We start from the raw sequence: 19,436 nt of genomic DNA, 5'->3' as shown, positions 1-19,436 counted from the left end.
AGTGTCGCCTGAGATTCGCAGCCCTGGCACTGTCTCGCCGCACCGGGGATGGCATCTGGTGCTGATTTACGCGGCCGATGACAACACTGTGCGTTTCCACAACCCCTCGGGCTACTCATACAATTCGGATTCTGTATCGCTACCCATCGACAGATTCGAGCAATTTCACGCACAGCGCGGAATCGTGATCACCCGGACGCCGTAGACGTGCCATCGCCGCTCGCATGAAATTTCTGGACATCGAGGTCGATTCGGCGGCCCGATTACATACGCCCACGATATACGCGAACTCGTAGGATCACGGCCATGCGTGTTCTAGTTGTCGAGGACGAGCCGTACATGGCAGAGGCGATCCGTGACGGGCTGCGCTTGGAGGCCATCGCGGCCGATATCGCCGGCGACGGCGACACCGCTTTGGAACTGCTGAGCATCAACACCTACGACATCGCCGTCCTCGACCGCGACATTCCCGGGCCATCCGGCGATGAGATCGCCAAACGCATCGTGGCGTCCGGCAGCGGGTTGCCAATCCTCATGCTCACGGCGGCGGACCGGCTCGACGACAAGGCATCCGGGTTCGAGTTGGGTACCGACGACTATCTCACCAAGCCCTTCCACCTCCGCGAACTCGTTCTCAGACTCAGGGCCCTCGACCGAAGACGTGCCTACAGCAGACCACCCGTGCACGAGATCGCGGGTCTGCGTCTGGATCCGTTCCGTCGCGAGGTGTATCGCGACGGCCGGTACGTCGCTCTCACCCGAAAGCAGTTCGCCGTGCTCGAAGTCCTCGTAGCGGCTGGGGGCGGAGTCGTCAGCGCCGAAGAACTACTGGAACGAGCGTGGGACGAGAACGCCGACCCGTTCACCAATGCCGTGCGGATTACTGTCTCGGCGCTACGTAAACGCCTCAGTGAACCCTGGTTGATCGCCACGGTTCCCGGCGTCGGATACCGCATCGACACCGAGCCGGACCCCATAGTCGAAGAATCAGAGCGTGGATAGAGCACGCGGGCTGAGCGTCCGACTCAAACTCACGCTGAGCTACGTCGGGTTCCTCATGATGGCGGGTACGTTACTGCTCGGGGTGGTTTGGGTCTTTCTCTTGCGCTACGTGCCGGATCGCGCGTTCAAAGCCAGAACGCCCGGCAGCGGTCCCAACCGGTCGGAGCTTCTGAGCGCCTTCGGACCGAAAGCGGTGTGGGCGCTGTTGATTCTGCTCGTGTTCGGTTTCGTTGGCGGATGGTTGCTCGCCGGGCGCATGCTCTCTCCGCTCAACCAGATCACGAATGCAACGAGGCTTGTCGCCAATGGGTCGCTATCCCACCGAATTCAGTTGGATGGGCGCAGAGACGAGTTCCGTGAACTCGCTGACGCGTTCGATACCATGCTCGCGCGACTCGAGACACACAACGGCGAGCAGCAGAGGTTTGCCGCCAATGCCTCCCACGAATTGCGCACGCCACTGGCGATCACACAAACACTGCTCGACGTGGCTCGCAGTGATCCGAAGCGCGACACCGGCGAACTGATCGCGCTACTCCACGCCGTCAACACTCGCGCGATCAACCTCACCGAGGCACTACTCGTACTCAGTCGCGCCGACCAACGGTCCTTCGCCCGTGAGAACGTCGACTTCTCCCTCACGGCAGAGGAGGCCATCGAAACACTCCTCCCGCTCGCCGAAGAGCGGCACCTCACCATGGAGACCTCTGGTGACTCGGCCCCTACCTACGGCTCGCATGCGCTCCTGCAGCAGGTGACGACGAACCTCGTGCACAACGCAATCGTTCACAATCTGCCCGAACGCGGCTCTGTGTGGGTGATGACCAGTGCTGCGTCCAAGTCCGCGATGCTCACCGTCGAGAACACCGGCGAGAAGCTCACCGCCCAAGCCGTTTCGACGCTTGTCAAACCGTTTCAACGCGGCAACGAACGCATTCGCAGCGATCATGCCGGTGTCGGCCTCGGCCTGGCCATCGTCAAAAGTATTGTCCAAGCGCACGACGGCAACCTGATCCTCGCACCGCGAGCAGGTGGAGGACTCCGCGTCACAGTCGAGTTACCGCTTGCACCACCGCACATCGGCAGGTGACACTCGATCGAATTGCCAACCGGCCGTTCAGCTATCGAGACGACGCGCTGCGATCACCTCGAGGACATGCCTGGCCAGGACAATGTCCGCGTCGGACGCCCCGGCCGCCACCGCGTGGACCGACATCGCCGCGATCCGCTCGTGGTCCGTCAGAATCGGGATCAGGTTGGTCTCGATCCACTTCGCGGTCAGATCGGAGTTGTGGACAAGCATCGCTCCGCCGGCAGCAGCAACGTGCTCGGCGTTGCGCCGCTGCTCGCCGCCGCGCAGCGGTAGCGGAACGTACACAGCCGGTAGACCGACTGCCGCCAATTCGGCGCACGTCATCGCCCCCGAGCGACAGATCGCGAGATCAGCTGCGGCATATGCGTACTGCATTTCGTCGACGTACGGCACCACGACATAGGGCACCTCAGTGGCGGCGCTGTCCGGCGCGTCGACCACGTGTTGCGACCCAGTGATGTGCAACACCTGCACGCCTGCCTCGCGAAGCGGTGTGATCGCGCCGGCCACCGCGGCATTGATTGCCTGGGCGCCCTGCGAACCGCCGGTGGCCAACAGAACCGGCCCGTCCGGGTGTAATCCGAACCGTGCCCGGGCTTCGGCACGCAGTGCGATCCGATCCAGCCCGGCGATAGCTGGTCGCAGCGGAATACCGATGGGAGTCGCGTGAGCCAACCGGACACCCGACGCAGCGGTGAACACATGCGTGGTCATCAAGGCTGCGAGACGGTTGGCCATCCCAGGCCGGGCGTTCGCCTCATGGACGACGATCGGCAGCCCGCGCTTGCGGGCAGCAATATATGCCGGTGCGGCCACGTAGCCGCCAAAGCCAACCAAGACATCCGCTTTCACGCGGTCGAGCACTGCCGCACACGAATTCACCGACTCGCGCAGCCTCCCAGGAAATCGAACGAGATCCCAATTCAGCTTGCGCGGCATCGGAACCGGCGGAATCAGCTCGAGGGGGTAGCCGCGCACTGGGATCAGAGTGGTGTCCAGCCCCCGGACGGTACCGAGGGCAATGATCTCGGCCGTAGGTTCCAGTCGGCGCAACGCATCGGCAAAGTTCATCGTGGGCTCGATGTGGCCCGCCGAATGACCGCCAGCGACGACGATCCGCGGCACCGCCGCGTCCCTCACACCGGTTCCGGGCCTCTGCCGGCTTCGGCTACTCAATGGGAAAATCGAAGTAGGTGTTCGGAAAGGGCTCGTCTTTCAATGTGTAGTGCCACCACTCGCAGTCGTATCGAACAAACCCGCAATCTTCCATGATCGAACACAGCTGCTGCCGGTTCCTTGCTTCGGCCACCGTGATTCCCGGTGCACCATGGCGTGAGATCGGATCCATCAGATCGTGATCACCCCCCATGGGGACGGGATCACCGCTGGACAGGTCATAGAGTGTCAAGTCCACGGTGCTCCCCCGACTGTGGCCCGATATTGCAGCGACGTAACCCTTTTCGACCATCTCAGTCTTGTCGATACGTGGGTAGTGCCGCAGTTTTGTCCGTCCGTCTTCCGGATTTTGCGACCAACGCAGGAAGCAATCAACGGCACGGCGTGGGCGGTAGCCATCCCACAGAAGCAGGCCTAAACCGGCCGCAGCGGCCTTTTCTTGCGCCGTCCCCAACGCTGAGCACAGCGCCTTCGTGCCAATGATCCGATTGGCTCCGTAGCCATCGACAACTTCGCCGGTGAAGTTGTCCGATGTAGCATACTTGGAGTTCCATCGAATTCCGGAGATCACCGTGTCTACAGCCACGAAGTCCGAATTCATCGGACCCTCCCATCAAATTAAACGACAAAGCCGAAGCGCCTGCTATCCGGCATCATTTTCATTCGCACTCGTTGCTTTATCGAAATTCAAGCAGTTCAGAATCGAGTTCTCGACCATGTCACTCAAAGCATGGTCGGTGTGAAAAGCCACATGGGGAGTAATGACTACGTTCGGCAAGTTGTGCAGCCTCAGGAACGGCTCGCTCTCGATGGGAGTACTTCTCCGGTCCGCGTAGAATATTCCTTCTTCCCCTTCGAGAACATCCAACGCCGCACCACCCAATCTACGGTCCTCGAGAGCATCGACAAGGGCACCCGTCTCGATGAGCGAGCCACGGCCGGTATTGATGACGAACGCACCGCGCTTCATTTTCGAAATACGCGCATAATTCAAAAGATGGTGCGTATCCGCACCCAATGGCGTGTGGAGAGTGACAATGTCGCTCTCCCGCAACAATTCATCGAGAGACACGTAGTCAGCCGCACTGGTAGGAAAACTGTCGTGGGCCAGTATCCGGCACCCGAAACCCCGCAGCCTGTCAATGACCGCGCGACCGATGCGTCCTACACCGATCACACCGACGGTGAGATCGCGCAGTTCCCGACCCCACACCTCACTAAGCCTGAAATCGTGAGCATTTGCACGGCAGATGACCGATTTTGTATTTCGCACCGCCATCAGCATCAGCATGAGTGTGTAGTCGGCAACACTGTCGGGTGAATATGCCACATTCTCTACGCGAATGCCCACCCTCGCAGCGTATGAACAATCGATATGGTTGTACCCGATGCTCCTAGTGGATATGTACTCGACACCGGACCGACTGAGCGCCAGGAGCGTGGGGTTCGTGACTCTGTCTTTGTGCCCGATGCTGATGCAGCGGTTGCCCTCCGCCAATCTGCTGTTGGCCTCGGACAGCGGTTCGTCCGTGAAGACCGGCGCAACTCCATGGCGTTGCGCCATCTCGCTGAACAGGGCCACCTCGTCTCGGCCACATCCGTAAACTGTCAAGCCCGATGCCGTAGCCACTGCAGACTCCTGCGGTCGAGCATGGAGTGCCGTAGGCAGTGCTGATTCTGTATTGGCCATGCCTAGAGTTAAGGCAATTCCCTGTTGTCGCCGCGTATGCGGTTTCAGATACACCGACGATACATTTGTGCTGGTGCCAGTGGGAACGCCGGCAGCCAGCTTCTCTACGACCGCACTCGCCGCAAGCCGTCCAGACCGGCTTTCGCTTCTCGACGAAAGCCCGGACGCGTCAGTCGCGTCGATGCTTCCCTGACCGCGCTGTTACCACTGGTATGTGGTTGTGACCGCGCAATCAAGGTGCCGGGTTGTTGCTCGCGAGGTCCTTCGCCAGTCGCTCGGCCGCCGAGATCAGCAGGGGTACGAACTGTTCGGCCGATTCGAGGGTGACCCGAGCCGAGGGCCCCGCGATGGACATCGCCGTGAGCGTCGGAGCGCCGAGTACCGGGACGGCGAAGCAGCGCACCCCCACCTCCTGCTCGCCGTCGTCGATCGCATAGCCGCGTTCGCGGATCAGCGCAAGATCCTCGAGCAACGCGTCGAGGGTGGTGATCGTGTTGACGGTGCGGGGAGTCATGCCGAGGCGGCCGACGATCGCGCGGACGGCGTCGTCGTCCAACTGCGACAGCAATGCCTTGCCGACGCCGGTGGAATGCGGCAACACGCGCTGACCGACCTCGTTGAACATCCGCATCGCGTGCTCGGACGGCACCTGCGCGACGTACACCGCCATGTCGTCCTCGAGAAAGGCCATGTTGGACGTTTCGTGGGTGATCCGGACCAGCTCTGCCAGGTACGGCTTGGCCCATCCACCGATAAGCTTCGACGCGCTGTCGCCCAGGCGAATGAGCTTGGTGCCCAATGCATATCGGCGTGACGGTAAGCGCCTGACGTAGCCGAGGGAGACGAGGGTTCCGATCAGTCGGTGCACCGTCGGCATCGGCAGATCGGTCGCCTCGGCCAGTTCGCTGATCCCGATGGATCCGCCGGAGGCGGCCATGATGTCGAGCAGCTCGAACGCGCGCTCCACGGACTGCACACCGCCACCTGCCGCCACAGTCCACCTCGCACCGTCGTAGTCGTACCCGTCCCGAAGGACTCTACTGGTGATGCCGCGTCGCCACCGGCGGTGCAGCGGTAACCACCGAGGGTGAGGGCTTCTGGCCCTTCGTGATGACGTTGAACAGGATGTTCAGGACCACGGCCACGATGCTCGCGGCGCTGATACCCGAGTCGAGCACCACGTGCACCCAGTCGGGGAACGCGGCGTAGAAGCCCGGTACGGCGATGGGAATGACACCGAATCCGATGGCCACCGCCACGATGACGAGGTTGAGGTTGCCGTCGAACTCGACCTTGGACAGTGTCCGGATGCCGCTGGCCGCCACCGAGCCGAACAACACGATGCCCGCACCGCCGAGGACCGGCAGCGGCACCGACGCCACGACGAGCCCGAGGACGGGGAAGAGGCCGAGGAACAGCAGCACCGAGCCGCCGGCTGCGACGACGTAGCGACTCTTGATCCCGGTGACGGCCACGAGTCCGACGTTCTGTGCGAACGCACTGGCCGGGAAGGTGCCGAACACGGGAGCGATGGTGGTGGCGACCATGTCTGCTCGCAGGCCGTCGCCGACGCGCCGGGCATCGACGTCGGTGCCGACGATTTCACCGACGGCCAGGATGTCGGCGGTGGTCTCGGTCATGATCACCAGGATGACGACGACCATCGACATGATGGCTGCCACCTGGAATGTCGGTGCTCCGAACGCGAACGGCTCGGGGAAGCTGAAGATGGCACCGTCACTCACACCGGAGAAATCTGCCTTGCCGACGAGGACCGCGAACACCGTGCCGACGATGATGCCGATGAGGATCGACAGGCGTGAGAGTGTGCCCTGCACGAGTCGGCTGACGAGCAGAACCACCACGAGGCTGAACGCAGCGAGACCGATGTTGGACATCGAGCCCCAATCGGTGGCCTGCTGGTCACCGCCCATGGCCCACCGAACCGCAACGGGCAGTAGCGAGATGCCGATGACGGTGATGATCGTGCCGGTCACCACCGGTGGGAAGAAGCGCACGATCTTGCTGAAGAACGGGGTGATGAGGATGCCGATGGCACCGGCGGCGATGATGGCTCCGAACACCGAGTTCAGTCCGCCCGGGCCGCTCGCGATCGCCACCATCGTCGACACGGACGCGAACGAAATTCCCTGTACCAGAGGTAGCTTCGCACCGAAGTACGGTACTCCGAGTGTCTGCAGCAACGTGGCCGCTCCGCTGACGAACAACGCGGCCGAGACCAGCAGTGCGATCTCGGTGCCGGTCAATCCTGCTGCACCACCGACGATCAGGGGTGGTGCGATGACACCGCCGTACATCGTCAGGATGTGCTGCAATCCGTAGACGTACGACCTGCCGATCGACAACCGCTCGTCCTCGGGACGGGCGGGATCGTGCGGCGCATGAGTCTTGGTCGGCGTGCGTTTCGTCAGCTTCATGTCGTCTCGCTCCTAGCAGAATCCGGGCACGGTATCCCAGGCGCGGCCTGCGTCCGGGGCATCGTCGCGTTCCACCGTGGCCTCGATGAGACCGTAGGGGCGATCCGCGACGTAGAAGACCTCACCGGGGTTGTCGAGTCCGAACGGCTCGAGGTCGACGAGGAAGTGGTGGATGTTGGGCATCGAGAACTTGATCTCGCCGATCTCCGGGTGTGCTTCGAGAACCTGCTTGCCCATCTGGAACAGGCTCTGCTGCAACGCAAGAGAGTGAGTGGACGCGAAGGCGTCGAGCATGATCGAACGGACGTCGTCGAAGGTCTTGTCGAAATCGAGCTCGGTGGTGAGGTACCGCCAGCGGGCACTGACCGACGTGGCCAGAATTCGGTCGGTGGTTTCCTTCAACGTGGTGTAGCGGTCTTTCGGGTAACCCCAGAACTCCGACGCCGTGGAGTTGAGGACCACGAGGTCGCTGACTCCGGAGACGATGGAGATGTTTTCGCCGTCGACCGTGACGATCGTGTTCCGCTTCTCGTCGCTCGCCTTGACGAACGAGTGGTCGTATCCGTTCGAACCGGGTCGTTCCGCAGGCTCCACTCCTGCTTCACCTTTTGCGATACGCGACCACTGGTACTGCTCGATCTCCCAGCGTCCACCGGTGATCCAGTCGAAGTTGCCGGTGAAGTGCGCGCCGAGACGCAGTGCGAAGTTCTCGATGGCACCGATGCCGTCGCGGGCGAAGGCGTACACGGTGTTCTTCTGGGTGTCGGTGGCGACGACGTGGGCGTTGTCGCCTTCGATGTGGACGGCGTCGAGGTCGCCGCGCAGCTGCGAGGTGACGCTGACGTCGGTGATCCGGTGGCGGGGCGTCTCGCGGTCGACGCGGACGAGCCTGCATTCGGCCTTGCCGTACTGGTTTGCTCCGAGCACGATGGTCATGGTTTCTAGCTCCCTCGATAGGTGGTGAAAGCGAACGGGCTCAACAGAAGTGGGATGTGGTAGTGCTGGTCGGGTGCAGTGATTTCGAAGGTGACGACAACTTCGGGGTGGAAGCATTCGGTGTTCTGCGCCGCGAAGTACGCGCCGGTGTCGAAGGTGAGGCGGTAGGTCCCGGGTGTCAGTTCACTCGGCCCGAGTGAGGAGACGCGGCCTTGTTCGTCGGTGACGGCGTGGGCTGCCTGTGCACCGGTAGTGTCGGTCAGGGAGATCGATATCCCCTGCGCTGGAATTCCTTTGGCGGCATCGAGTACGTGAGCGGTCACGTGGCTGCGGTGGTCAGGCATTGCCCAGGCTTCCCGTTGCCCGCACGGCCGCGATCTCTCGCAGTTCGTGCTCGACTACCGCAGCTTCGGTCTGCCTGTCGTTGCCGAGTCGGCTGTCCAGGGCCTTCAGCACGTCATGTGCGTCGCGGCCGGCTGCCCTGATCAGGAACACCTGCCCGAAGCGCTTCTCGTAGGCCAGGTTCCCCGCTCGCAGGCGTTGTTCGATGCTCTCGTCCGAGACGTCCACGCCGGATTGTTCGGCGCTCGCATGGCGTGCGCTGGCGTCGTTACCCTCCGGGCGCTCGCCGATGCGCGGATGAACCGCGAGTGCTCGGTGTACTTCGTCGGCCGTCAGTGGCGATGCGGCGTGGGTGATGGCGTGGCGAAGGGACCGGTCGTCGGCGAACGGTCGGTGCCGTAAAACCTCGTTCACCCAACGGGGAACGTCCAGGCAGAGCGACAGGATTCGAGCAGCTTCGGCCTCGGGGGCCTTGTTCAATTCGGTCGTCGCATCGGGACCGCGCACTCGTGATTCCGCATTACGAAATGTTGATTCCACCAAACGAGCGTGACACCGATCACAACAGGTGTCAAGGGTCGATGTGTGGCCCGCCGCGAGAGAGCGCTTTCGCGTTGCAGCAGCAAGGCATTGGACGCACAGGTCCACGCCAGGTCTTGACAGGACCACGTGGCGCACGCCACACTCGGTCGAACAAACGGAATTACGATTCCGCATTACGGACTTTCAAATGGTCCGCTCGACTCCGAAAGGAACGACTACATGACGGAGCTCTTCTGCAACGGCGGTGCCATGCGCGGCGGCAGCCTGCACCACAACGTCTCCTCGCACCCGTTCGTGGGCACGGTGCGCACCACACCCAACTACCGGTTCTTCTCGGTACGGGACGAATTCCCGGCGCTGCTGCTCGATCACACCGCCGGTGCGGCCATCGAAGGCGAGCTGTACGACATTCCGCTCGACGACATCCGTACGGCGTTCCTCCCGGACGAACCGCCGGAGCTCGAGCTCACCGTGGTTGCCCTCGAGGACGGGCGTTCCGTCCTCGGCGTCGGCCTCCGCCCCGGGGTGCTCGACGCGCAACCGGACGAGCTGACCGACATCACCTATGCCGGCAGCTGGCGTCGATACCGCGGACTGCCGCAACCTCAGAACTGAAAGGCACTGCGCATGAATCCCTTTGCTGAACCTAGACTCCAGTACACCGTCAACTGTTCCATTCTCTTCACCGATGTGCCCCTGCTCGATCGCCCGCAGCGTGCTCGCGACGCCGGGTTCGACGCCGTGGAATTCTGGTGGCCGTTCTCGAACCCGGTCCCGTCCGATGCCGACGTCGACGCATTCGTCTCGTCCGTCCGGGATGCGGGCGTACAGCTGACCGGACTGAACTTCGCCGCGGGAGACATGCCCGCAGGTGATCGTGGGATCCTCTCCGATCCGGCGCAGGTGCAGGCGTTCCGCGACAACATCGACGTCACCGTCGGAATCGGTGAGCAGCTGGGCACCCGGGCCTTCAACGCCCTGTACGGCAACCGTATCGGCGGTGTGGATCCGCTGGATCAGGACGAGGTAGCCATCGAGAACCTGGCCGCCGCTGGCAGAGCTGCAGCGAAGATCGGCGGCGTCGTGCTGGTGGAACCCGTCAGCGGCGCACCCGCCTACCCGTTGAAGTCCGCTGCCGGTGCCGTCGCCACTATTCGCCGCGTGGCCCGTGAGCAGGACGTACACAACCTGCGCCTGCTCGCCGACCTTTACCACCTCGCCGTCAACGGAGACGACGTTCCCGCAGCACTCGAGGCCCACCACGACCTGATCGGGCACGTGCAGATTGCCGACTCCCCGGGCCGCGGTGAGCCGGGAACCGGCAGCCTCGATCTCGGCGGACAGCTCACCGGTCTGGCAGCACGGGGTTACGACGGCTACGTCGGACTCGAATACAAAGCCACCCAACAAGACGCATTCGCCTGGCTCGACTCGGCCCGCGTCACCACTACCAAGTAGGGATTGATATGAGCACAATTGCATTCATCGGCCTCGGGATCATGGGCAGTCCCATGTCCGTTCATCTCGCCAAGGCAGGCCACCAGGTGGTCGGCTACAACCTGACGCCCGATCGCACCGGCCCCCTCGTCGAGGCCGGCGGCACTGCTGCCGACTCGATCGCCAAGGCCGTCCACGATGCCGACATCGTCGCGATCATGGTCCCCGACTCTCCGGATGTCCAGGACGTTCTCGCCGGGGAAGGCGGGGTGTTCGACAATGCCCGACGCGACGCGCTGATCATCGACTTCTCCAGCATCCGTCCCGACGTCACCGCCACCTTGGCAGCCGACGCGTCCTCGCGCGGGTTCCGTATCCTCGACGCCCCGGTCTCCGGTGGACAGGCCGGTGCCGAGAACGCGACTCTGTCGATCATGGTCGGCGGCAGCGCGGACGACTTCGCCACGGTTAAGCCGATTCTCGACGTCGTCGGTAAGACCGTCGTGCACGTGGGTCCGAGCGGATCCGGGCAGACGGTCAAGGCGGCCAACCAGTTGATCGTGGCCGGCAACATTCAGGTGCTCGCGGAGGCCATTGCGTTCCTCGAGGCCTACGGCGTCGATCTGGCTGCGTCGGTGGAAGTTCTCGGCGGCGGCCTCGCCGGTTCGGCCGTGCTGAACCAGAAGGCGCAGAAGATGCTGGACCGCTCGTTCGAGCCTGGCTTCCGCATCGACCTGCACCACAAGGACCTCGGCATCGTCACCTCGGCTGCGCGTGAAGCGGGCGTCGTGATTCCGATGGGCGCGGTGCTGGCACAGCTGATGGGCTCGGCCCGCGCCAACGGTGATGGTGGACTGGATCATTCGGCGCTGTACCGCGGTGTCGCTCGACTCTCGGGCTCCTCGATCACAGGCAAGGACAACTGACATGGCCAGGATGCGCGCGGCCGATGCCGCAGTGAAGATTCTCGAACTCGAAGGTGCAACTACCGCATTCGGCCTGCCCGGTGCTGCGATCAACCCGTTCTACGCGGCGATGCGCAATCACGGTGGCATCCGCCACGTGCTGGCCCGCCACGTCGAAGGTGCCTCGCACATGGCGGAGGGCTTCACTCGGGCCGCACCGGGAAACATCGGTATCTGTATCGGTACCTCCGGTCCGGCCGGTACCGACATGATCACCGGGCTGTATTCGGCCATGGCCGACTCGATTCCGATCCTCGCGATCACCGGCCAGGCCCCGGTCGCGCGGCTGCACAAGGAGGACTTCCAGGCCGTCGACATCGCGTCGATCGCTGCGCCCGTCACCAAGATGGCGATGACGGTGCTCGAGCCGGCCCAGGTTCCCGGTGCATTTGCGCAGGCGTTCCATCTGATGCGGTCCGGTCGCCCCGGTCCGGTGCTGATCGATCTGCCCATCGACGTGCAGCTGGCCGAGATCGACTTCGATCCCGAGACGTACCAGTCGCTGCCCGTGCACAAGCCCGTCGCCTCCCGTGCTCAGGCCGAGAAGGCCATCGACATGCTTCTGGCTGCCGAGCGCCCGTTGATCGTGGCCGGCGGCGGAATCATCAACGCCGATGCGTCGGACCTCCTCGTGCAGCTCGCCGAGATCCTCGACGTTCCGGTCATCCCGACCTTGATGGGCTGGGGCACCATCCCGGACGATCACCGCCTCGCCGCAGGCATGGTCGGTCTGCAGACCGCGCACCGATACGGCAACGCGACGATGTTGGCCTCGGACTTCGTGCTCGGCATCGGAAACCGTTGGGCCAACCGGCATACCGGCGGACTCGACACATACCGCAAGGGCCGGAAGTTCGTCCACGTCGACATCGAACCGACCCAGATCGGACGCGTCTTCGCACCGGATTACGGCATCATCTCCGACGCCAAGGCGGCCCTCGAGCAGTTCGTCGCCGTCGCCGAAGAGCGTCGTGCCGCAGGCTCTTTGCGTGATCTGTCCGGTTGGGTCGACGACTGCGCGACGCGCAAGCGCACGATGCATCGGCGCACGCACTTCGACAACGTGCCGATCAAGCCTCAGCGCGTGTACGAGGAGATGAACAAGGTCTTCGATCGCGATACCCGCTACATCAGCACCATCGGGCTCTCGCAGATCGCGGGCGGTCAGTTCCTGCACGTCTACTCCCCTCGCAACTGGATCAACTGCGGGCAGGCCGGTCCGCTCGGCTGGACGATCCCCGCGGCGCTGGGTGCGGTGGCTGCCGATCCGACTGCGAATGTCGTTGCCCTGTCCGGCGATTACGACTTCCAGTTCATGATCGAGGAGCTGGCCGTCGGTGCGCAGTTCAACCTGCCGTATGTGCATGTGGTGGTGAACAACTCGTACCTCGGGCTGATCCGGCAGGCGCAGCGCGCCTTCGACATGGACTTCTGCGTCCAGCTGGGATTCGACAACATCAACCACCAGGACACCTTGGACGCTCAGCCCGGCATCCCCAAGGGCTACGGCGTCGACCACGTGCAGGTGGCAGAAGGTCTGGGCTGCAAAGCGCTTCGGGTCACCGAGCCCGAGCTCATCGGTGAGGCGCTCGTGCGGGCCAGGACTCTGGCCAACGAGCACAAGGTTCCCGTTGTCGTGGAGATCATTCTGGAGCGGGTCACCAACATCTCGATGGGTACCGAGATCGACAACGTCGGTGAGTTCGAGGAACTGGCCAACACGTCGGCGGACGCGCCCACCGCGCTGCTCCTGCTGGACTAGAGATGACGCGAATTCTGCTGGCCCCCGACAAGTTCAAGGGCTCGCTGTCCGCGGCCGAGGTCGCTCGGGCGTTGGCCGAAGGTCTGGTCGCGGTAGACCCGTCGCTCGAGACGGTGTGCTTACCCGTCGCCGATGGGGGTGACGGCACCGTCGATGCTGCTGTCACCGCCGGGTGGGACCGGGTGGCCGTCACCTGCTCGGGGCCGACCGGTGAGGCTGTCGATACGTCGTATGCCCGTCGTGGTGATACTGCCGTCGTCGAACTTGCCTCGGCGGTCGGGCTCGAGCTTCTGCCGGGCGGCCGGTCGGATGCGCTGGGAGCCAGTACGTTCGGGCTGGGTACCGTCATCGCGCATGCACTCGAGGCCGGCGCCGATCGTATCGTCGTCGGCCTCGGGGGCAGCGCTTCCACCGACGGTGGCGCGGGCATGCTGACGGCACTGGGGGCACGCATCCTCGACGCCGACGGCAACGATGTCGCGCGCGGTGGCGGTGCGCTACGGGGCGCGGTACAGCTGGATGTGTCCGGTCTGGTTCCGTCGGCTCGGAATGCGGTGTTCGAGCTGGCCTGCGACGTCGACAACCCGTTACTCGGCCGGACTGGAGCAGCATCGGTCTACGGGCCACAGAAGGGTGCCGGACCGCAGGAACTGCTGTACCTCGAACACGGAATGCGGCAGTGGGCGCATCTGGTGCGCAACGTAATCGGACGGGATGTCAGTGGTCTCGCCGGCACCGGTGCGGCTGGCGGCACGGCGTTCGGAGCCATTGCTGTACTCGGTGCGGTTGCCAAGCCGGGTATCGAGACCGTGCTCGAGCTGATCGACTTCGCCGGTGCCCTGGCCGGCGTAGATCTGGTCGTCACCGGCGAGGGCTCACTCGACGAGCAGAGCCTCTACGGCAAGGCACCCATCGGAGTCGCGCACGCAGCGCGCGAAGCGGGTGTTCCAGTGATCACCGTTGCGGGGCGCAGCGTCATCGGCCTGGATCGATTGCGCGCTCACGGGATCGTTGCCTCCTATGCGTTGGCCGATCTCGAGCCGGACCCTCGAATCTCCATGCGCGACGCGGCCAGGCTGCTCCGCGAGGTAGGTCGAATGATCACCACCACAAACATTTCGGAAGGAATCTCATGAGCACCACGCACTTCACCTCGTTGACCGATCTCGCGTCTCGGGCCCTCGGCGGCAGCGTCTCGGCCGCGAACGACGAACTGTTCGCGCAGCGCGAGAACCTGATCAAGCCCGACGCTCCGCTGTTCGATCCGGCGGACTTCGGCCACAAGGGAAAGGTGTACGACGGGTGGGAGACTCGACGTCGTCGTGACGAGGGTGGGCACGACTGGGCGATCGTACGTCTCGGCGCACCGGGCATCGTGCACGGCGTGGTGGTCGACACCGCACACTTCACCGGCAACTACCCGCCGTTCGTCTCCATCGAAGCGGCGTCGATCGAGGGCTACCCGTCCATCGACGATGTGCTGAAGGCGGAGTGGCACACCATCGTGGACAAGTCTGCGGCAGTGGGTGATACAGCGAATACCTATGAGGTGGCGGATCGGCACCGGTGGACGCACGTACGCCTGTCCATCTACCCGGACGGCGGCGTGGCTCGGTTCCGCGTGCACGGTGAGGTAGTGCAGGACCCTCGCTTCCTCGGAGGCACCATCGACCTGCTCGCGGCCGAGAACGGTGCGCGGCTCACCGAATGCTCGGATGCCTTCTATTCGTCCCCTGCCAACATCATCCTGCCCGGGCGGGCACGGAACATGGGCGAGGGCTGGGAGAACTCCCGTCGTCGCAACGGCGGCAACGACTACGCGGTCTTCGCACTGGCGGCACCCGGCGCACCTCGGCACGTCGAGGTCGACACGAGCTACTACGTCGGAAACGCTCCGGGGTGGGTTCGGCTCAGCGCCATCGATTCTCGTCGCCGACACATCACGGACCCGACGGCGTGGACCGAGATCCTCGAGCGCACCGCGGTGCAGCCGGACACGCGTCACCGCTTCCTGCTGAACGAGACGGAGGCGTACACACACCTACGACTCGACGTGTACCCCGACGGCGGTTTGTCTCGGTTGCGGTTGTTCGGCGAGCTCGACGCCGATGCCCTCGACGCGGCAGATGTCGCATGGAAGTCGTCCGAGCTCGAAAGTGTCTCCAGTGCAGTCTGATCTGGTTCTTCGCGCTGCTCGTGTCGTGATCGGCGGACAAGAGGTCGCGGCGTCGATCTCGGTGCGGGACGGCCGAATCGTCGCCATCGATTCCTATGATGTGGATGCTTCGGCGGCTGCTGGGACGGTGGTCGAGCTCGGGCCGGACGAGGTGTTGCTGCCCGGGCTGGTCGATACCCACGTTCACGTCAACGAACCGGGGCGCACCGAGTGGGAGGGGTTTGCCAGCGCTACCCGCGCGGCCGCGGCCGGTGGCATCACGACCATCGTCGATATGCCGCTCAACAGCATTCCCCCGACAGTCGATATCGCAGCGCTGGAGATCAAGCGCCGGGTGGCGGCCGAGAAGTCGGTTGTGAACGTCGGATTCTGGGGCGGTGCAGTTCCCGGCAATGTCGATCAGCTGCGACCGTTGCACGACGCAGGAGTCTTCGGATTCAAGTGCTTCCTGCTGGCGTCGGGCGTGGACGAGTTTCCGCCGCTGACGATTGCGGAACTGGAGAAGGCGCTCATCGAGATCGCGTCGTTCGACGGGCTGATGATCGTGCATGCGGAGAATGCCGAGGTCATCGCCGAGGCCCCGTCCGCAGCGGGTCGTGAATACGCGGGGTTCCTGGAATCGCGTCCGCGGGCGGCAGAGAATCGGGCCATCGCGCAGGTGATCGAGCTGTCCCGTCAGACAGGGTGCCGGGTGCACATTCTGCATCTGTCGAGCGCGGACGCGCTGCCGATGATTGCGGCGGCGAAGCGCGACGGGGTGAGGGTGACCGTCGAAACTTGTCCGCACTACCTGTGTTTCGACGCCGAGGACGTGCCGGCGGGAGCGACGCAGTTCAAATGCTGCCCGCCGATCCGGGAGGCCGGCAACCGAGAGGCGCTGTGGCAGGGTCTGCTCGACGGCACGATCGACACGATTGTCACCGACCACTCCCCCTGCACACCCGACCTCAAGCGATTCGACACCGGAGACTTCGGCGATGCCTGGGGTGGGATTGCGTCGTTGCAAGTGTCACTCGCTGCGGTGTGGACCGAGGCGCGATCCCGCGGCTGTGCACTGACCGACATCGTACGATGGATGGCCACGAACACCGCCGATCAGGTGGGCATGACTGATCGCGGACGCATCGAGGTCGGTTGCGCTGCAGACCTTGTGGCGTTCGCGCCCGACGAGAAGTTCACCGTCGACGTTGCGCAGCTGTACCACCGAAACCCGGTGACGGCTTACGATCGACTGGGCTTGTCGGGTGTGGTGCGACGGTCATGGATTGCAGGGTCGGAATCCTCGACCGGGCGATTGCTGTCGCGGGACTAGAACGGCGGTGCTGCCGTGTCGTCTGTCTCGGGCTGTTCGTTGTCGGGTGGGTGGGGGTAGGCGATGATGCCGGATCGTCTGGGTTTTGTGGGGATGTGTGGTCTCAGGTCGTTGCCGATGATGGGTACGGCTGTTCCGTTGGCGGGCAGGGTGATTCGAGCGGTCTTCGAGGTGGAGGTCCAGAGTATTGCGCCGCCGGGGAGCATGACGGCTTTCCAGTAGCCGGCGGTTTTGACGGTGTGGTGGTACTCGCAGAGGCATTGGAGGTTGTTGACGGTGGTCCAGCCGCCGCCGAGGGGGTTGGCGTGATCGAAGGCGATGATGTGGTCGAGTTGGCAGCGGTCGGCGGGGCGGTGGCAGTCGGGGAAGCGGCAGTGTCGGTCACGGAGCCGTACCGCGGCGGTGGTGAGGGTGTCGGGTCGGTAGATCAGGGCTCGGTCGGTCAGTGGGTCTCGTCCGACGGATTTTCCGAGGGTGGGGTCGGCGGCGATCGCAGCTTCGAGGGCAGCGGCGAGTGATGCGTTGCCGAGGTAGAGACCGGCGGGTGTGTGGATGGTTCGGTTGTTGCGCCGGATTACGGAGGACAGATCAAGGGCAGAGCTGTGCCGTGTGCCCCTGCCGACTGGGGTGTGGGTGCAGAACAGGGCTGCGGCGGAGGTCAGTGATCCCGCGCGACGCTGGCGTTGGTGGTTGCTGTCGGCAGCGGAGCCTGTTCCTGGTGCCGGGCTTTCGGCTGACGTCGGGCGCGATGTTGCGGAGTCGGATGGTGTTGTGGACGAGCGTGATTCCGAACAGCTCGGTGCGACATCAGGTGCCGGCGGTGTCTGGTCCGCAGCTAGTGGTGGAGCTGGCACAACCGTGGGCGACTCGCTGAACTCTGGGCCGGTGTCCAACGTTGCCTCCGCTACCGCGTCGGTCACCGGTGCCCCTGCGCCTGTTGCTGCGTGCTTTCGTACAGGATCGGCGTCACCCGGCTCAGGAGTTGGCGACGGGTCGGCCGCAGGTATGGGTGCGGACTCGTCGGACTCGTCGTTTGCCCCGACATCGCCGATGTGGCCAGTCTCGTCGACCTCATCTGCTGGTGCCGCGGGTGCCGATGCCGAGGTGTTCTCAGGTGCAGGTGCAGGTGCAGGTGAACTGTCAGAAGTCGGTTCGGTCGAGGGATGAGCCTCCCTGCCCGAATCCGTGGCCGCCCCCATTTCCCCATCGCCGTGAGCAGCCGTTGCAGCATCGGCATCAGCAGCCGAGTCCACGCCTTCGTCTCTGTCTGCGTCGGCGTCTGTGTCTGTATCTGCGTCTGCGTCTGCGTCCGTGACTGTTTTCGCCTCGGGTCCTGCGGCAGCCTCTGACCTTGACTTATCGCTGTCCGAGCGTCGTTCCCATTCCCCGGTTTCCGGGTTCTGCACGGCCAGTCCCAGTTTCTCGGCGAGGGTGACAGCGTCGGTGAGCAGGACCTGCCACTGACTGTTGCGTGCGAGTTCCCGCGCGAGATCGGGGTCGATCGATCCATGGCCGGCCAGATACGCCGGGTTGGCGAGCAACCCGATGAGGGTGGCGATGTCGACGCTGACCATCGTCAACGGCACCCGACGATCCGGCAATGCTGCATCTATTTTCGGGCAGTCGTCGCGTTGGCACAGGCATGCCAGTCGGGGTTCGCCGTGCATGCGGGCCATGAACGCATCACACAAGCGATCTTGTTTACCGCGAGGGTCTTTCGGGCAGAGGGTGTCGGCCATCTCCTCAAGCAACTGCCATGCGGCGGCGGCTTCGGGGGCGGTCAATTCCGCTCGGATCCGGGTGAGTTCGCCGGCGGGGGTGTAGGTGACGGTGCGGAATTTCTTGGCGAATTCCCTCAGTGCTGCCGCTTCCTCGGGAGCGACCCGCAGCAGGATGTCCCATATCTCCTTCTCCAGCGGACCCGGTGACGACCTGCGGGCTGCTTCGACGATCTCGTCCTCGACCATCGTGACGATGTCGTCGGAGAGGTTGTCGAGGATCCGGCACACCGTCCGTACTCGCGGGAGGTCGATCTCCCCGGCCTCGAATGCTGCCCGCAGCAGTGGGAGTCGGGTGTGCAAGGCGACGCCGACGGAGACGTACGATTCGGCGACGGTGGCGGAGCATCCCAACGCCACTGCCATCTCGGTGCGTCCGTACCGGCTGTAGTGCTTGTGCTTGGTGTCGTGGGTGATCCAGTCGCAGTGCACGCGGTAGCAGGCGTTGATCTTGCGAGCCGCAAGACGATTCTCTGCTTGCGCGGCAGCGGTCAACGCCTCCAGTGACACAGTCGGTACTGCCATCCCCATTCACCCCCCCCCGGTGACCCGAAACAAGAACGCATGTTCGAACAGAATGAACAGTAACCCGACCCACCGACAAGAACGCCGACGGAACCGGCAAGTGCCCCTGACCACGATTTTTACATCTCGGCACAGCTCGTCGGGTTGGTCACTGGCACGCCTGCTCCCGCGCGGCGCAGTAGCCCGGCCAACGTATCGGCCGCGCGGGCGGGCAGCCTGTCGACGTCAAGTCCGATGCCTCAGGTCCTCACGTACCTGTCG

The 19,436-nt window shown here is 64.0% G+C and carries 18 protein-coding genes; 9 read left to right on the top strand and 9 right to left on the bottom strand.

Features of this window, described 5'->3' with window-relative positions; translation table 11 throughout:
* The first annotated feature begins 306 nt into the window (after positions 1-306).
* Both ACQR3T_RS09300 and ACQR3T_RS09295 read left to right on the top strand, forming a co-directional pair.
* Entirely contained in the window at positions 307-1,002 is a 696-nt protein-coding gene (locus ACQR3T_RS09300) for a response regulator transcription factor (RefSeq protein WP_428693201.1), read from the top strand.
* A complete protein-coding gene (locus ACQR3T_RS09295; protein WP_428693200.1) occupies positions 995-2,092 on the top strand; it encodes a sensor histidine kinase in 1,098 nt (365 codons plus the stop codon). The genes ACQR3T_RS09300 and ACQR3T_RS09295 overlap by 8 nt, the downstream gene beginning before the upstream one ends.
* Before the next feature lie 27 nt (positions 2,093-2,119).
* Here the strand turns inward: ACQR3T_RS09295 and ACQR3T_RS09290 are convergent, their stop codons facing one another.
* The 8 genes from ACQR3T_RS09290 to uraD all read right to left on the bottom strand — a co-directional run bounded on the left by ACQR3T_RS09290 (position 2,120) and on the right by uraD (position 9,217).
* The gene (locus ACQR3T_RS09290) at positions 2,120-3,235 is read right to left on the bottom strand and encodes a UDP-N-acetylglucosamine--N-acetylmuramyl-(pentapeptide) pyrophosphoryl-undecaprenol N-acetylglucosamine transferase (RefSeq protein ID WP_428693199.1); all 1,116 of its coding nucleotides are present in this window, start codon (positions 3,233-3,235) and stop codon (positions 2,120-2,122) included.
* Positions 3,236-3,263: 28 nt separating this feature from the next.
* A complete protein-coding gene (gene vanX / locus ACQR3T_RS09285) occupies positions 3,264-3,872 on the bottom strand; it encodes a D-Ala-D-Ala dipeptidase VanX (protein ID WP_428693198.1) in 609 nt (202 codons plus the stop codon).
* Between the two features lie 42 nt (positions 3,873-3,914).
* The gene (locus tag ACQR3T_RS09280; protein ID WP_428693197.1) at positions 3,915-4,961 is read right to left on the bottom strand and encodes a D-isomer specific 2-hydroxyacid dehydrogenase family protein; all 1,047 of its coding nucleotides are present in this window, start codon (positions 4,959-4,961) and stop codon (positions 3,915-3,917) included.
* A 232-nt stretch (positions 4,962-5,193) separates the two neighbouring features.
* Positions 5,194-5,955: an IclR family transcriptional regulator gene (locus ACQR3T_RS09275; protein ID WP_032378636.1), complete on the bottom strand. Its 762-nt coding sequence runs from the start codon at positions 5,953-5,955 to the stop codon at positions 5,194-5,196.
* 43 nt (positions 5,956-5,998) lie between these two features.
* Positions 5,999-7,399 (bottom strand): nucleobase:cation symporter-2 family protein, encoded by a 1,401-nt coding sequence (locus ACQR3T_RS09270; RefSeq protein WP_428693196.1) that lies wholly within the window; start codon positions 7,397-7,399, stop codon positions 5,999-6,001.
* A gap of 12 nt (positions 7,400-7,411) precedes the next feature.
* A complete protein-coding gene (gene pucL / locus ACQR3T_RS09265; RefSeq protein ID WP_032378635.1) occupies positions 7,412-8,335 on the bottom strand; it encodes a factor-independent urate hydroxylase in 924 nt (307 codons plus the stop codon).
* Between the two features lie 5 nt (positions 8,336-8,340).
* Positions 8,341-8,679 carry a hydroxyisourate hydrolase gene (gene uraH, locus ACQR3T_RS09260; protein WP_032378634.1) on the bottom strand — a complete coding sequence of 113 codons (339 nt, stop codon included), beginning with the start codon at positions 8,677-8,679 and terminating at the stop codon, positions 8,341-8,343.
* Positions 8,672-9,217 carry a 2-oxo-4-hydroxy-4-carboxy-5-ureidoimidazoline decarboxylase gene (gene uraD, locus ACQR3T_RS09255; protein WP_428693195.1) on the bottom strand — a complete coding sequence of 182 codons (546 nt, stop codon included), beginning with the start codon at positions 9,215-9,217 and terminating at the stop codon, positions 8,672-8,674. The genes uraH and uraD overlap by 8 nt, the downstream gene beginning before the upstream one ends.
* A 222-nt stretch (positions 9,218-9,439) precedes the next feature.
* On the opposite strand from uraD, the gene ACQR3T_RS09250 reads away from it, so the two are divergent.
* Genes ACQR3T_RS09250 through allB form a run of 7 tightly spaced genes read left to right on the top strand, consistent with a single transcriptional unit; the run spans position 9,440 to position 16,872 of the window.
* Entirely contained in the window at positions 9,440-9,835 is a 396-nt protein-coding gene (locus tag ACQR3T_RS09250) for an allophanate hydrolase-related protein (RefSeq protein WP_032385160.1), read from the top strand.
* 12 nt (positions 9,836-9,847) lie between these two features.
* Entirely contained in the window at positions 9,848-10,678 is an 831-nt protein-coding gene (locus tag ACQR3T_RS09245) for a hydroxypyruvate isomerase family protein (protein ID WP_428693194.1), read from the top strand.
* Between the two features lie 8 nt (positions 10,679-10,686).
* Positions 10,687-11,583 (top strand): 2-hydroxy-3-oxopropionate reductase, encoded by an 897-nt coding sequence (locus ACQR3T_RS09240; RefSeq protein ID WP_428693193.1) that lies wholly within the window; start codon positions 10,687-10,689, stop codon positions 11,581-11,583.
* Between the two features lies 1 nt (position 11,584).
* Positions 11,585-13,384: a glyoxylate carboligase gene (gene gcl, locus ACQR3T_RS09235; protein WP_428693192.1), complete on the top strand. Its 1,800-nt coding sequence runs from the start codon at positions 11,585-11,587 to the stop codon at positions 13,382-13,384.
* 2 nt (positions 13,385-13,386) lie between these two features.
* Positions 13,387-14,520, top strand: a complete 1,134-nt coding sequence (locus tag ACQR3T_RS09230; RefSeq protein ID WP_428693191.1) for a glycerate kinase — start codon at positions 13,387-13,389, stop codon at positions 14,518-14,520.
* Positions 14,517-15,560 (top strand): allantoicase, encoded by a 1,044-nt coding sequence (gene alc / locus ACQR3T_RS09225; RefSeq protein ID WP_428693190.1) that lies wholly within the window; start codon positions 14,517-14,519, stop codon positions 15,558-15,560. The genes ACQR3T_RS09230 and alc overlap by 4 nt, the downstream gene beginning before the upstream one ends.
* Positions 15,511-16,872, top strand: a complete 1,362-nt coding sequence (gene allB / locus ACQR3T_RS09220; RefSeq protein ID WP_428693189.1) for an allantoinase AllB — start codon at positions 15,511-15,513, stop codon at positions 16,870-16,872. The genes alc and allB overlap by 50 nt, the downstream gene beginning before the upstream one ends.
* Here allB and ACQR3T_RS09215 read toward each other — a convergent pair.
* Positions 16,869-19,175 (bottom strand): DUF222 domain-containing protein, encoded by a 2,307-nt coding sequence (locus tag ACQR3T_RS09215; RefSeq protein WP_428693188.1) that lies wholly within the window; start codon positions 19,173-19,175, stop codon positions 16,869-16,871. The two genes, allB and ACQR3T_RS09215, sit on opposite strands and share 4 nt — an antisense overlap.
* Between the last annotated feature and the right edge of the window lie 261 nt (positions 19,176-19,436).

It is taken from the genome of Rhodococcus sp. IEGM1428 (assembly GCF_050321865.1).
In the GTDB taxonomy this organism is placed as follows: Bacteria; Actinomycetota; Actinomycetes; order Mycobacteriales; family Mycobacteriaceae; genus Rhodococcoides.
This window is presented reverse-complemented; position numbering and strand designations above follow the sequence as displayed.

Bases quoted from the DNA above. Each gene is read 5' to 3' on its own strand.
- ACQR3T_RS09300 (WP_428693201.1), top strand. From the start codon at position 307: ATGCGTGTTCTAGTTGTCGAGGACGAGCCGTACATGGCAGAGGCGATC.
- vanX (WP_428693198.1), bottom strand. From the start codon at position 3,872: ATGAATTCGGACTTCGTGGCTGTAGACACGGTGATCTCCGGAATTCGA.
- ACQR3T_RS09280 (WP_428693197.1), bottom strand. From the start codon at position 4,961: ATGGCCAATACAGAATCAGCACTGCCTACGGCACTCCATGCTCGACCG.
- ACQR3T_RS09270 (WP_428693196.1), bottom strand. From the start codon at position 7,399: ATGAAGCTGACGAAACGCACGCCGACCAAGACTCATGCGCCGCACGAT.
- pucL (WP_032378635.1), bottom strand. From the start codon at position 8,335: ATGACCATCGTGCTCGGAGCAAACCAGTACGGCAAGGCCGAATGCAGG.
- uraH (WP_032378634.1), bottom strand. From the start codon at position 8,679: ATGCCTGACCACCGCAGCCACGTGACCGCTCACGTACTCGATGCCGCC.
- ACQR3T_RS09250 (WP_032385160.1), top strand. From the start codon at position 9,440: ATGACGGAGCTCTTCTGCAACGGCGGTGCCATGCGCGGCGGCAGCCTG.
- ACQR3T_RS09245 (WP_428693194.1), top strand. From the start codon at position 9,848: ATGAATCCCTTTGCTGAACCTAGACTCCAGTACACCGTCAACTGTTCC.
- ACQR3T_RS09240 (WP_428693193.1), top strand. From the start codon at position 10,687: ATGAGCACAATTGCATTCATCGGCCTCGGGATCATGGGCAGTCCCATG.
- gcl (WP_428693192.1), top strand. From the start codon at position 11,585: ATGGCCAGGATGCGCGCGGCCGATGCCGCAGTGAAGATTCTCGAACTC.
- ACQR3T_RS09230 (WP_428693191.1), top strand. From the start codon at position 13,387: ATGACGCGAATTCTGCTGGCCCCCGACAAGTTCAAGGGCTCGCTGTCC.
- alc (WP_428693190.1), top strand. From the start codon at position 14,517: ATGAGCACCACGCACTTCACCTCGTTGACCGATCTCGCGTCTCGGGCC.
- allB (WP_428693189.1), top strand. From the start codon at position 15,511: ATGTCGCATGGAAGTCGTCCGAGCTCGAAAGTGTCTCCAGTGCAGTCT.
- ACQR3T_RS09215 (WP_428693188.1), bottom strand. From the start codon at position 19,175: ATGGCAGTACCGACTGTGTCACTGGAGGCGTTGACCGCTGCCGCGCAA.